Source organism: Marinobacterium arenosum (assembly GCF_019795155.1).
GTDB lineage: Bacteria > Pseudomonadota > Gammaproteobacteria > Pseudomonadales > Balneatricaceae > Marinobacterium_C > Marinobacterium_C arenosum.
Genome location: NZ_JAILYN010000003.1, coordinates 75,275 through 87,193, shown reverse-complemented (window position 1 = coordinate 87,193; position 11,919 = coordinate 75,275). Strand labels below are relative to the sequence as shown.

11 protein-coding genes are annotated in these 11,919 nt (G+C 61.2%); 3 read left to right on the top strand and 8 right to left on the bottom strand.

Translation table 11 applies throughout. The features are described 5' to 3' along the window. Nucleotides 1-8 precede the first annotated feature (8 nt). Together K6T12_RS02260 and K6T12_RS02255 are read left to right on the top strand one after the other, a co-directional pair. Nucleotides 9-1,106: an amino acid ABC transporter permease gene (locus K6T12_RS02260; RefSeq protein WP_222219069.1), complete on the top strand. Its 1,098-nt coding sequence runs from the start codon at nucleotides 9-11 to the stop codon at nucleotides 1,104-1,106. A gap of 17 nt (nucleotides 1,107-1,123) precedes the next feature. Then, nucleotides 1,124-1,888: an amino acid ABC transporter ATP-binding protein gene (locus tag K6T12_RS02255; RefSeq protein ID WP_222219067.1), complete on the top strand. Its 765-nt coding sequence runs from the start codon at nucleotides 1,124-1,126 to the stop codon at nucleotides 1,886-1,888. Nucleotides 1,889-1,966: 78 nt separating this feature from the next. Here the strand turns inward: K6T12_RS02255 and K6T12_RS02250 are convergent, their stop codons facing one another. After that, the gene (locus K6T12_RS02250; RefSeq protein WP_222219066.1) at nucleotides 1,967-3,085 is read right to left on the bottom strand and encodes a hypothetical protein; all 1,119 of its coding nucleotides are present in this window, start codon (nucleotides 3,083-3,085) and stop codon (nucleotides 1,967-1,969) included. Nucleotides 3,086-3,135: 50 nt separating this feature from the next. Further along, nucleotides 3,136-3,990 (bottom strand): aminotransferase class IV, encoded by an 855-nt coding sequence (locus K6T12_RS02245; RefSeq protein WP_222219065.1) that lies wholly within the window; start codon nucleotides 3,988-3,990, stop codon nucleotides 3,136-3,138. An 83-nt stretch (nucleotides 3,991-4,073) separates the two neighbouring features. Between K6T12_RS02245 and K6T12_RS02240 the strand changes: the two genes are divergently transcribed. After that, nucleotides 4,074-5,066 carry a LysR substrate-binding domain-containing protein gene (locus K6T12_RS02240; RefSeq protein ID WP_222219064.1) on the top strand — a complete coding sequence of 331 codons (993 nt, stop codon included), beginning with the start codon at nucleotides 4,074-4,076 and terminating at the stop codon, nucleotides 5,064-5,066. A gap of 16 nt (nucleotides 5,067-5,082) precedes the next feature. Here the strand turns inward: K6T12_RS02240 and K6T12_RS02235 are convergent, their stop codons facing one another. The 6 genes from K6T12_RS02235 to K6T12_RS02210 all read right to left on the bottom strand — a co-directional run bounded on the left by K6T12_RS02235 (nucleotide 5,083) and on the right by K6T12_RS02210 (nucleotide 11,830). Next, nucleotides 5,083-5,727, bottom strand: coding sequence for a dienelactone hydrolase family protein (locus K6T12_RS02235; protein ID WP_222219063.1), 645 nt, complete (start codon nucleotides 5,725-5,727; stop codon nucleotides 5,083-5,085). 148 nt (nucleotides 5,728-5,875) lie between these two features. Beyond that, entirely contained in the window at nucleotides 5,876-6,538 is a 663-nt protein-coding gene (locus K6T12_RS02230) for a hypothetical protein (RefSeq protein ID WP_222219062.1), read from the bottom strand. A gap of 223 nt (nucleotides 6,539-6,761) precedes the next feature. Beyond that, a complete protein-coding gene (locus K6T12_RS02225) occupies nucleotides 6,762-8,168 on the bottom strand; it encodes a sodium-dependent transporter (RefSeq protein WP_222219061.1) in 1,407 nt (468 codons plus the stop codon). 132 nt (nucleotides 8,169-8,300) lie between these two features. Beyond that, nucleotides 8,301-9,542, bottom strand: a complete 1,242-nt coding sequence (locus K6T12_RS02220; RefSeq protein WP_255611491.1) for a Glu/Leu/Phe/Val dehydrogenase dimerization domain-containing protein — start codon at nucleotides 9,540-9,542, stop codon at nucleotides 8,301-8,303. A 102-nt stretch (nucleotides 9,543-9,644) separates the two neighbouring features. Then, a complete protein-coding gene (locus K6T12_RS02215; protein ID WP_222219060.1) occupies nucleotides 9,645-10,658 on the bottom strand; it encodes a fumarylacetoacetate hydrolase family protein in 1,014 nt (337 codons plus the stop codon). Nucleotides 10,659-11,125: 467 nt separating this feature from the next. Further along, nucleotides 11,126-11,830, bottom strand: a complete 705-nt coding sequence (locus K6T12_RS02210) for a GAF domain-containing protein (RefSeq protein ID WP_222219059.1) — start codon at nucleotides 11,828-11,830, stop codon at nucleotides 11,126-11,128. Between the last annotated feature and the right edge of the window lie 89 nt (nucleotides 11,831-11,919).

The window sequence follows — 11,919 nt, the reverse complement described above, 5'->3', positions numbered from 1 at the left end:
AGCCTGCGATGAAGTACGAAACTCAAAAAGCACTCCCACCGCCGGCCAGTACCATTGGCGTACTGGGCTGGATGCGCAAACACCTGTTCAAGGGACCGGGCAGCAGCATTGCCACCCTGGTGCTGGGCTACCTGGCGGTGATCTGGCTCTGGCCGCTGATCGACTGGGCCTTTATCAGCGCCGACTGGCTCGGCACCACCCGGCAGGATTGCAGCGGCGACGGCGCCTGCTGGGTGTTTATCAACCAGCGGCTCGACCAGTTCCTGTACGGCTTCTATCCGGAGGCCGAAACCTGGCGACTGGACCTTAGCTTCGTGATCCTGATGGCCTGTATCGGCTGGCTGGTGATCCCCCGCCTGCCGGCCAAGGGGCCGATGGCGGTATTCACGCTGGTGATCTTCCCGTTCATCGCCTTCGTGCTGCTCAGCGGCGGCTTTTTCGGCCTGGAACCGGTTGATACACATAAATGGGGCGGCCTGAGCCTGACCCTGGTGCTGGCGGTGGTCGGTATCGTCGCGGCGTTGCCGTTCGGCGTGTTGCTGGCGCTCGGCCGGCGCTCTCACATGCCGATCGTCCGCTCGCTGTCGGTGATCTATATCGAGATCTGGCGCGGCGTGCCGCTGATCACGGTACTGTTCATGGCGTCGGTGATGCTGCCGCTGTTCTTCCCCGAGGGGATGGACTTCGACAAACTGCTGCGCGCACTGATCGGTATCACCATGTTCCAATCCGCCTACATGGCAGAGGTGGTACGCGGTGGCCTGCAGGCGATCCCGAGAGGCCAGTATGAGGCCGCCGACGCGCTGGGGCTGGGCTACTGGCAGAAGATGGTGATGATCATCCTGCCGCAGGCGCTGAAGCTGATGATCCCGGGGATCGTCAACACCTTCATCGCGCTGTTCAAGGATACCAGCCTGGTGTTGATCATCGGTCTGTTCGACCTGCTGGCGATCATGCAGGCGGCAGCCAACGATCCGAACTGGATCGGCTTCGCCACCGAAGGCTACGTATTCGTTGCGCTGGTATTCTGGGTGTTCTGCTTCAGCATGTCGCGCTACAGCCAACACCTCGAAAAACGCTTGCACACAGGCCATGGCGCCCGTTGAAGCTGGAGAGTTAGACAATGAGTGAACCACAGAATCGAGTAGACAATGAGTTGGCGGTAGAGCTGCGTAACCTCAACAAGTGGTACGGCGAGTTCCATGTGCTGAAAAACATCAATCTGCAGGTGAAGAAAGGCGAGCGGATCGTCATCTGCGGCCCGTCCGGCTCCGGCAAGTCGACCATGATCCGCTGCATCAACCGGCTGGAGGAACACCAGCAGGGCGAGATCATCGTCAACGGCCGCCACCTGACCGAGGACGTCAAGCAGATCGAGTCGGTCCGCAAGGATGTCGGTATGGTGTTCCAGCACTTCAACCTGTTCCCCCACCTGACGGTACTGGAGAACTGCGTGCTGGCGCCGATCTGGGTCAAGAAGGTGCCCCGCAAGGAGGCGGAAGCGACCGCCATGAAATACCTGGAGCGGGTCAAGATCCCGGAGCAGGCGAAGAAGTATCCCGGCCAGTTGTCCGGCGGTCAGCAGCAGCGCGTGGCGATCGCTCGCTCGCTGTGCATGAACCCGGACGTGATGCTGTTCGACGAACCGACCTCGGCGCTCGACCCGGAGATGATCAAGGAGGTACTGGACGTGATGATCGAGCTGGCCCGGGAGGGGATGACCATGCTCTGCGTGACCCACGAGATGGGTTTTGCCAAGACCGTCGCCGACCGGGTGATCTTCATGGACAGCGGCCAGATCATCGAAGAGAACGAACCGCACGCCTTCTTCAACAACCCGGAACATGAACGTACCAAGCTGTTCCTGAGCCAGATCCTCAACCACTGACGGTATTCTGGCGGGACCACGCAAAAGGGGGCCAAAGCGGCCCCCTTCTCGTTTCAAACCAACTATTCCGCTGCAGTCTTACCCTGAGGCAGGCTGCCCCCCGGTCGCCTGTAACGGTTTGATGAATATCCGGTAACTGCCATAGCTGAGCAACGGCAGAACAAACAGCGCGACGAACAACCAGGTCAGGGTGCCGTAACCACCGCCGATCAAGCCGACCAGTCCGACCACCTGCGCCAGGTAGATCGACAGCACCAGCGCCAGTGCGGCGATCAATGGCCGTAGCCCTTTCGGCATCACCCGTTGCCGTTCCTGATAGACCTCGGCAATCCGTTCGTTCATCGCATGGATAAAGGCGGAGCCGGTCTCGACGAAGGTACCGAACAGCACCACATAGAAGATCGCCTGCAGCCAGGGCGCATCCAGCTGCCCGATCATGAAATCCGACGGCACCGCCGCCTGGGCCACCTCGGCAGAGCCCGACACCATCGCCAGGTAGAACACCAGCGCCGGCAGCATCGCCAGCGGCCCCGCCAACATGCCGGCCCGGATCGCATCCTGCCGGCTAGCCATATGCCGTACACAGAACAGGATCAGCGGCAGTGCGGCAACGTTGTAGCCCACATACTTGATCGCATTGACCAGCCAATCACCGGTCACCTCGCCACCGAATAGCTTGTCGCCCAGCGCATCCCCCTGCTCGCTCAGGTAGAGATAGACGAATGCCGCATAGGTGGCGTAAAGCAGGAACGACCAACCGGCCAGCACCTTCTCGATCAGTTTGGTGCCCCAGGCCACCAGCACGCAGATTGCCACCATCAGAACGACGGTACCCGACGTGCTGCTGATCTGCAGGTGATCAGCCACCACTTGGCCGGCCGCTGAACCGATCACCGCCAGCACCAGGATACCCAGCGCGAAATAGGCCAGCTCATAGAGAAACCAGCCGCGCCCCAGCAGCTGGTTGAAAAAGCTTCGATAGCTGTAGCTACGAGTCATCCGGGCCAGTTCGAAGGTCAGCATGCTGATCAGGCTGAAGACGCCCGTCGCCACCAGGATGCCCAGCAGGCCGCCGAGCGGTCCGGAACTGAGAAAAAACTCGACCAGTTCCCGTCCGGTGGCATAGCCGCCACCGATCAGTACCGATTGCAGGATAAAACCCGGCAACAGAATCCTTTGAAAAAGCGTTGCGTTCATAAAGACCTCTTATTTTTATTTTTTCAAACTAGGGGGGATCTCTTGCAGCATCAGCGTTTAAGCGCCTGGTAGCGCTCCAGCAAGCAGCGCCAAACCGGTCCCGGCCGGCCAGATCCGATCGGATCGCCATCGACAGTTACGATCGGTTTCAACTCCTCGTAGGAGTTGGTCACCCAGACCTCGTCCGCCGCCGTTAGCTGGGCGATATCCGGCGCCTGCTCTATAACCTTGAGCCCTTCGCCACGAGCCAGCTCGATCACCAGGCTACGGCTGACGCCGGGCAGGATGTTGTCCAGCGGCGGGGTCCGGATTACGCCATCGCAGGCAATGAACAGGTTGCTGCTCGGCGCTTCCACCACCCGGCCGTCACGCACCAGCAGCGCCTCGTCATCGGCTACCCCGTCCGTGTATAGCTGGCGATAAGCAAGCACGTTGCCCATCAGGCTGGTGGACTTGACGTTGCAGCGTTGCCAGCGCAGGTCGGCCTGCAGGTGGCCGGCACAGCCGGCATAACTGCCGTCGATCGGTGGCTGAAAAGATGTCGAGAACAGCAGTACGGTCGGTTCCGCCAGTACCGGGAAGCGATGCTTGCGGCTGCCCTCCACGCCACGGGTCACCTGAACGTAGAGCATCTGGGCCGGTTCATCGGCCGACAGCAGCGGTGCCGCCACTCCCGGCCAGTCGGACAGTGCATAGGGCGACTCGATTCCCACCGCCTGCAACCCCGCCATCAGCCGCTGCCAATGGCGTTCGGCGCCCAGCCCCACCCCATGATAAACAGGAATGACCTCGTAGATGCTGTCACCGAGCAGAAAGCCGCGGTCCAACGGCGATATGGCAACCTCGTCGAGGGCCATGTAGCGACCGTTGAAATATGCCGGACAGCTTGATTTTTCAGTTATCATGACTCTTCTCCCTGTTCCGTTTAAGGAACCTTGAGCCTAAGCAAGGGAGTGATCACCAACAAACGAGTTCTGGTTATCCAAGCATGACCATTAGTCATCCACCTGGGCGCTACCAACGGCTACCGGCCCAGCAATCGATTCGCGTATTCGAGGCGGCCGCCCGCCATCTGAGCTTCACCCTGGCGGGTCAGGAGCTGGCGATGACCCAGAGCGGCGTCAGCAAACAGATCAAGGGGCTGGAAGCCTTCCTCGGCGTTTCGCTGTTCGTCCGTGAAGGCCACCAGATCAGCCTTACCGACGCCGGCCGGCTGTTCTACCAACGCTGCAGCCAGGCGCTGGACTGCCTGCAGCAGGCGGTCAACGAGGTACAGGGCGAGAAAGGCCGGATCCGACTGCAGGCGCCCCCGACCTTCGCGGCACGCTGGCTGATCCCCCGCATGGAGCAACTCAGGCGCAGCTACCCGCAGCTGGACCTGCATATCGAAACCACCTGGCTGCGTACCATCAACGACCGCATCCAGATCGATGGGGGCGAACTGGTGATCCATGCCTGTCGCCAGTACCCATTCGACGATCTGCACTGCGAGCTGTTGCGCCGGGAGTGGCTCGGCGTACTGGTGTCACCGGATTACCTGGCGCGGCACGGACCGATCGAGCGACCGGAAGATTTGATCGGCCAGACGCTGATCCATACCCGGCTGGACGGCCATATCCACTGGCAGGCCTGGGCGCAGGCGATGGGCTTGGATGCGCTGGATACCGAACAGGGCTACGAATTTGAAACCCTGGACATGGCGCTGTCTGCCGCCGAGAACGGTATTGGTGTGGTGGTCGGCGATCTACTCTACGTATTGGACCGGCTGGCATCCGGCCAGCTGGTAATTCCGTTTCGGATGCCGATCATGGAGGGGCTTTGCTACATGCTGCTCAGCCAGCCCGGCCGCAAGTTTCAGAGCCTGCAGGATACTTACCGCAACTGGCTCGGACAGCAGCTGGCGGCGGACGAACAACGGATGTTTACGCTGCTGGAGCAACTGGGCTTCGATCCGAGCCAGCGCCTGCAGGCATCGGTCTGATTAACGGCAACGCAAGTCAGTGCAGATATTTTGCAAACCAGTCGCCAGCCTGTTGGGCAACCTGCTCCAAGGTACCCGGCTCCTCGAACAGATGGGTGGCGCCGGGGATGATGCTGAGCTGTTTCGGGCAGCTAAGCGCTTGCTCGGCCTGCCGGTTCAACTCGATCACCTGGTAGTCGAGCCCGCCGACCAGCAACAGCGTCGGTGCCTTGACCCGGTCCAGGTAAGGCATCGCCAAGTCAGGCCGGCCGCCGCGTGACACCACCGCGGCGACCTGACCGGGCAACCCGGCGGCGGCCTGCAGCGCCGCCGCGGCACCGGTACTGGCGCCGAAATAGCCCAGTGGCAACGGACCCGGTGCCGGCTGCCGGCACACCCACTCGGTCGCCTGCAGCAGCCGCCGGCTCAGCAGATCGATATCGAAGCGGCTGGCATAGACCCGGTCTTCCCGCTCGGTCAGCAGATCGAACAGCAACGAGCCGATCCGCCGCTCCGCCAGCAACTCGGCCACGTAGTTGTTGCGCGAACTCAGCCGGCTGCTACCGCTACCGTGGGCGAACAGCACCAAGCCGACCGGATCGGGCGGCAGACGCTGAATTCCCAGATGGATCGTACCCTCCATGGCGATCTCAACCTGCTCCCTGTAGCGGATGCTGGGCATGCTCACGACCTGAATGGCTGATGGCTGAAGCGCGGGACGATGCTGTCGGCACCACCTGGCCGATATCCGCCACTGCGGCTATCGGCAATCGGGCTCGCCCCGCTTCAGTATAGGAAACAGCCACCAGCCAGAGCGGCCCGCAGCAGGTTTACTCCGGCAGGCCAGCCATCATCGACTCCGCGTGGGCGCGGCCTGACGTAGAGACCGGCGCCAGCACCGGTTTGGCCCGGCCCAGGAACGCGCGGCATGCACCGTAGGCGATCAGCACATAGCCCAGCAGCTCCAGGGCCTCCTGGATCATCGACTTGTATTCGTTGTCATAGCTGACCTGCATCACCGCTTTCCACAGGTGGCCGGTACCGAAAATACGGCTGAACACCAGTACCACCACCAGCCCGATCAGCAGATAGGGATAGGGCCGGCTGGTCATATACGCGCTCATCGGCGCCATCACGGTACCGCGGCAGCGCCGGGCATAGAGTATCGCCATCAATGCCAGGGCGATCGCCGGGTACTGCCAGAAACCATGGGCGATGGCATCCAGGTAGCCATCGCACTCACGAATCAGCATGCAACCGAAGAACCCCGCGCCGAGCACCAGCATGCCGCGCGCCGCCGGCTGGCGCACCGCCTCCCGGGCAAACAGCCACATGGTCAGCAGCAGCAGTAGCGCCTGGCTGATCTGGGTAAGCGACTGTTCCGAGGTGCCATAGCCGATCAAGAAGATATCGGCAGCCACCACGGCCGGCACCAGTATCATCAGTCCAGCCAGGGTAACAAACTCGATGATCGAGCTAAGCAGTCCTTTCAATTTCCGTTTATTCCTCACAGGTTCCAGCGCCATCCCGCACCGGCCAGAAACATTCCATAGCCAAAACACGCCGGTTATCCGCCTCCCGGCAAACATCCCCGCTGATTATAGCGCCGCGCCTGTCGCGACGGCATTCGCTATAGGTGGCGATGCTAGCCGCTAGACCGACACGAAAAAGCCCCGGCATCGGCCGGGGCTTTGCGAACTACGGATAAGTCTGAACTTACAGCTGGATGACGCCCAGCGCGTTCAGGAACACCACGATAATGGCGATCGGCGATACGTAGCGCAGGGTGAACAACCAGGCCTTGTACAGCAGCCCCTTGCCCATGCCCATCTCGTCGATGGTGGTTTCTCGGGACAGCACCCAGCCACAGAAGATCGCCATCATCAGGCCGCCCAGCGGCATCATCCAGTTGGCGGTCAGGTAGTCCAGCATATCGAAGAAGGTCTTGCCGAACAGCGTCCACTCGGCACCGATATTCAGCGACAGCACCACGCCGATACCGCCAACCCACAGCAACAGGCCGGTCAGTGCGCAGGCCTTGGCCCGGCTCATGTCGAACTTCTCGGTCATCCAGGAGACGGTCGGCTCCAGCAGCGAGATAGCGGAGGTCAGTGCCGCCACCGCCAGCAGAATGAAGAAGATCGCGCCGAACGCTGTACCGAACGGCATCTGGCCGAAGGCGATCGGCAGGGTCACGAAGATCAGACCCGGACCAGCGCCCGGCTCCAGACCGTTGGCAAATACCAGCGGGAAGATCGCCAGACCGGCCAGCAGCGCCACGGCGGTGTCCATAAAGGCGATCAGCAGCGAGGTTTTAACGATGGAGACGTTCTTCGGCAGGTAGGAACCGTAAGTCATGATGGCGCCGGACGCCAGGCTCAGGGTGAAGAACGCGTGACCCAGCGCGACCAGCACGCTGCTCGCGGTCAGCTTGCTGAAGTCGGCGGCGAACAGGAACTCCAGGCCGTGCTCGAAGTGATCGGTGCTCATCGCATAACCGACCATCACCAGCAGCAGCACCAGCAGGCCCGGCATCAGGGTGTTGATCGCCTTTTCCAGACCGCCCTGCAGACCACGGCTGACGATCCACATGGTGATGGCCAGTACCAAAGTACCCCAGATGGTCAGGCCGACCGGGTCGGCCAGCATGCCGCCGAACATCGCGCCGATCTCATCGGCGGAGGCACCGACGAAGGCCCCGGAGGCCGCTTTCGGCACATAGGCGAACGCCCAGCCGGCGATGATGCTGTAGAAGCAGAGAATCATGAAACCGGCCAGCAACGCCATGCCGCCGATAATTTTCCAGAACGGGTGCGCGCCCGCTTCTTTGACGATAGAGCTGATGCCCTGTGCCGGGTTGTGACGGCCGCGACGGCCGAGCGCGATTTCGGCCATCATCACAGGAATACCGATGATCAGGATACAGGCCAGGTAAACGAGTACGAAAGCACCGCCACCGTTTTCACCAGTGATGTAAGGGAACTTCCAGATGTTACCCAGACCGACGGCGGAGCCGGCGGCGGCCAGGATGAAGGCCATTCGGGTGGACCACTGCACACGACCGGCAGCGGAGGTTGCTTCAGCGGATGCTGAACCAGCGGCGAGGCTACTTGCTTGCGACATGGTAAATACCTTCTTATTTTTGTGTATTTTTCGGGTAGCGGTGCTTTATGGGCGGTGCCACCTGATCCATATACAACCGCTGCGCCATCCGGATCACGGGGTGGCGCAGCGAAGGGCATGGATCATCGTGAGCTAGACGTTGGCTGTCAACTCCTTCAGTGAAATTTCAAAGGCGGTGCGGGCTAGTCCTTTAGTCTCATTCGAGCGGTTATGACAGCGAATCAGTGCCTTCTGGATGGTGTCGGTGACATCGTTGAAGATCGCCTCGTCGGAGATCTCGATATCGTTCTGCATCAGGAACGCGAACACCCGCGCCATACCGCAGTTGGCGATAAAGTCCGGGATCACGCTGATCCGCTCGTCGGCATATTCGTAGACCGGGCCGTAGAAGATCTCCGGGTCCTTGAACGGTACGTTGGCGCCGCAGGACACCACTTCCAGGCCGGCATCGATCAGCCGGCCGATCTGCTCCTGGCTGACCAGCCGTGAAGCCGCGCATGGCAGGAAGATATCCGCCTCAACATCCCAGATCTTGGCGTTAACTTCTTCGAACGACAGCATATTTTCCGCCACCAGGCGGTTATTCTGCTTGTTCATGAACAGCTGCTTGACCGCCTCGGCATCCAGCCCTTCAACGTCGATCAGACCGCCGTTGATATCGATAATACCGACCAGCTTGGCGCCCGCCTGGGTCAGGTAGTAGGCGGCTGCGGAGCCGACATTGCCCCAGCCCTGCACGATCACCCGCTTGCCGGCCAGGTCGCCCTTGTAGATGTCGTAGAACTGGCGGACGGATTCAGATACACCCCAGCCGGTCACCAGGTCGGCAACCTTGTACTTGCGCTCGTGGTCCGGCGTGAACTTCGGGTCCTCGACGATCTTGGAGACACCCATGCGCAGCTGGCCGACTTTCTGGATCTGTTCGCTGACCGACGGCTCGAAGTGGCCGTTGACCACACCTTCCTGCGGATGCCAGAGACCGAGGCTCTCGGTGATCGGGATCACCTCGTGCACCTCGTCGACGTTCAGGTCGCCGCCGGTACCGTAGTAGGCTTTCAGCAGCGGTGCCACCGCCTTGTACCAGCGCTGCAGCACGCCGTGCTTGCGCGGGTCGGCCGGATCGAAATTGATACCGGATTTAGCACCGCCGATAGCCGGCCCGGAGACGGTGAATTTCACCTCCATGGTCTTGGCCAGCGATTCCACCTCGTGGCGGTCCAGCCCGGCGCGCATCCGGGTGCCGCCACCGGCCGCACCGCCACGCAGCGAGTTGATCACCACCCAGCCACAGGCTTCGGTTTCGGAATCATGCCATTCGAACACCACCTCCGGCGGCGTGTTCTCATAGCGGTTCAGCAGTTCTTTCATATTCATTGTGCGGTCTCTTCTTTCTTGTTGTGTTCAGCCGAGTCGTTGGGCGTTAGCGGACCGCCCGCCCTGACAGGCGGTCCGCTGAAACTCGGCTGGAGTGGGTAATCAGTGCGGGTATTTGACGACGCGCTGGTCGATGGCGCCGAAGATGCTGTCGCCCTGCTGGTCCAGCATCTCGATCCGGATCCGATCGCCAAAACGCATGAACGCGGTGCTCGGCTGACCGTTGTTGATGGTCTCGATCATCCGCACTTCGGCGATGCAGGAGTAACCGACACCGCCTTGGCTGATCGCCGAACCCCATTCGGTGTTCTGCTTGTTGGAAACGGTGCCGGAACCGACGATGGTGCCGCTGCTGAGCGGCCGGGTCGCAGCGGCATGGGCCACCAGCTGGGCGAAGTCGAAGGTCATGTCGATACCGGCATCGGCCTTGCCGAACGGCTCGCCGTTGTAGGTCACCAGCAGCGGGTGGTGGACCTTGTGATCCTGCCAGCGGTCAGCCAGTTCATCCGGAGTGATCGCCACCGGCGAGAAGGCGCTGGACGGCTTGGACTGGAAGAAGCCGAAGCCCTTCGCCAGCTCGGCCGGAATCAGGCCGCGCAGTGACACATCGTTGACCAGCATCAGCAGCTTGATGTGCTGGCCGGCCTGCTCGACCCCGGTGCCCATCGGCACGTCGTCGGTGACCACCGCGATCTCGGCCTCGAAGTCGATGCCCCAGGCTTCGCTGGCCAGCGGGATATCGTCCTGCGGCCCGATAAAGCTGTCGGAACCGCCCTGGTACATCAGCGGATCGGTCCAGAAGCTCGGCGGCATCTCGGCGTTACGCGCCTTGCGCACCAGTTCGACATGGTTCACATAGGCACTGCCATCCAGCCACTGGTAGGCACGTGGCAACGGCGAGGCGCATTCGGCAGGGTTGAACGGAAAGCTGTTGTTTAACTGGCCGGCATTGAGAGCGTCGTAGACCAGCTGCAGACGGGGCGCACAGTCGCTCCAGTGATCCAACGCCTGCTGTAGCGTGGCGGCGATCTCGGGAACACTGGCGGCACGGCTAAGGTCACGGGAGACCACCACCAGCTGGCCGTCGCGACCCGATTTCAGGCTAGCAAACTTCATGACAACTCCTGTCCAGGCAGGCCAGTGAGCATCTGGCCTCTTGTTATTGTTGGGCTACCAGAGCGGGCTGATACAGAAAGACAAAGTAAAAGACTTGATCTGTATCAAGATTGAAGCCCATGTTGCCTGCAAGAAAGACCCGAAAAAAGATTAATATTTTGCCCAACTCAATCTAATTTTTTGATTGTGTTTTTTATGGCCAGCGTAAATACCCGTGGCTCAGAAAGGCTAAGTTGCTGTCAGATCCAGCAAGAAGAGCGCAAAGACAGCCGAAATTTGCGCAGAATCGCGAATGATCAGGAAAATAGAGAAGATTCCCAGCGTAACGGAATCGGATCGGGATTGAGGCAAGTATTGAAGTATCGCTAGTTCGCGTGAAAGACCGGTCCGGCGGTCCGCCGGCCCTGCCATTGAGTAACCGGTGGCCAAGTCGGAAGGACGCCGACAGAGGCCACCGGTTTACCGGCTCAGTCAGCCGTATCAGTAGAAGTAGAAGGATTAGAGAGGCGCTGCTGGGTCCACAGGGCCAGACCGACCAAAGCCGCCAGGCGCGACGGGTCGAAAAAGTTCGCGGTGAAGGCTTCGGCATCGAGGATACCGATCACCCGATCCTGCTTGTCGAACAACGGGATGCAGAGTTCCGCCTGCACCTTGGGATCGCAGGTGTAGTACTCGCCGCCCTGCGCCAGGTAATCGGCCACACTCTGGATCAGCCGTCCCTTGCCGCTGAGCCCGACGGTACTGTTATTGGAGATGGTGGCGAATTCCGGATTCAGCGGAAACTCCGCCCGGCTCGGAGCCCCCCGGTAGGCCAGCTTGACCAGCACCTCCTCGCCCTGCGGATTAGTGCGGCGGGCATAGAGCCCGAGCCAGTCGACCCCGGTCTGGCCGGTCAGTTGCTCGGCCGCCGCATTCAAGTCAGCCAGCAGCTGATCGTTGGCCGCCGACTCGCCGCCGAGGATCGGCCGCAGATCGTACGGCTCCTCCGCCAACTGACCGAACAGCGAACAGGCGCCGCCCTCGCCCAGCTCCGGCACCTGGAAACGGTACAGAGCGTCCCGCTCGGCCGGCACCTCGCCCCGTAGAGCATTCAGTGCCTCCGCCTGCTGGTCCGCCCGTTCCGGCTGGTCGAGTTCAAGGCCTGCCAGGGCCAGGTAGTGGGATGCGCGCATGACAACTCCTGTCGCTTCTTTTGCTATTTAAGGCGGCCCCGTATGGTAAGCGGTCGAGCTTTCGACCGCTTACCAAAGCGCCGCCAGCA

Excerpts from the sequence above, each read along its gene's own strand:
- K6T12_RS02260 (WP_222219069.1), top strand. The coding sequence starts at position 9 with ATGAAGTACGAAACTCAAAAAGCACTCCCACCGCCGGCCAGTACCATT.
- K6T12_RS02255 (WP_222219067.1), top strand. The coding sequence starts at position 1,124 with ATGAGTGAACCACAGAATCGAGTAGACAATGAGTTGGCGGTAGAGCTG.
- K6T12_RS02250 (WP_222219066.1), bottom strand. The coding sequence starts at position 3,085 with ATGAACGCAACGCTTTTTCAAAGGATTCTGTTGCCGGGTTTTATCCTG.
- K6T12_RS02245 (WP_222219065.1), bottom strand. The coding sequence starts at position 3,990 with ATGATAACTGAAAAATCAAGCTGTCCGGCATATTTCAACGGTCGCTAC.
- K6T12_RS02240 (WP_222219064.1), top strand. The coding sequence starts at position 4,074 with ATGACCATTAGTCATCCACCTGGGCGCTACCAACGGCTACCGGCCCAG.
- K6T12_RS02235 (WP_222219063.1), bottom strand. The coding sequence starts at position 5,727 with ATGCCCAGCATCCGCTACAGGGAGCAGGTTGAGATCGCCATGGAGGGT.
- K6T12_RS02225 (WP_222219061.1), bottom strand. The coding sequence starts at position 8,168 with ATGTCGCAAGCAAGTAGCCTCGCCGCTGGTTCAGCATCCGCTGAAGCA.
- K6T12_RS02220 (WP_255611491.1), bottom strand. The coding sequence starts at position 9,542 with ATGAATATGAAAGAACTGCTGAACCGCTATGAGAACACGCCGCCGGAG.
- K6T12_RS02215 (WP_222219060.1), bottom strand. The coding sequence starts at position 10,658 with ATGAAGTTTGCTAGCCTGAAATCGGGTCGCGACGGCCAGCTGGTGGTG.
- K6T12_RS02210 (WP_222219059.1), bottom strand. The coding sequence starts at position 11,830 with ATGCGCGCATCCCACTACCTGGCCCTGGCAGGCCTTGAACTCGACCAG.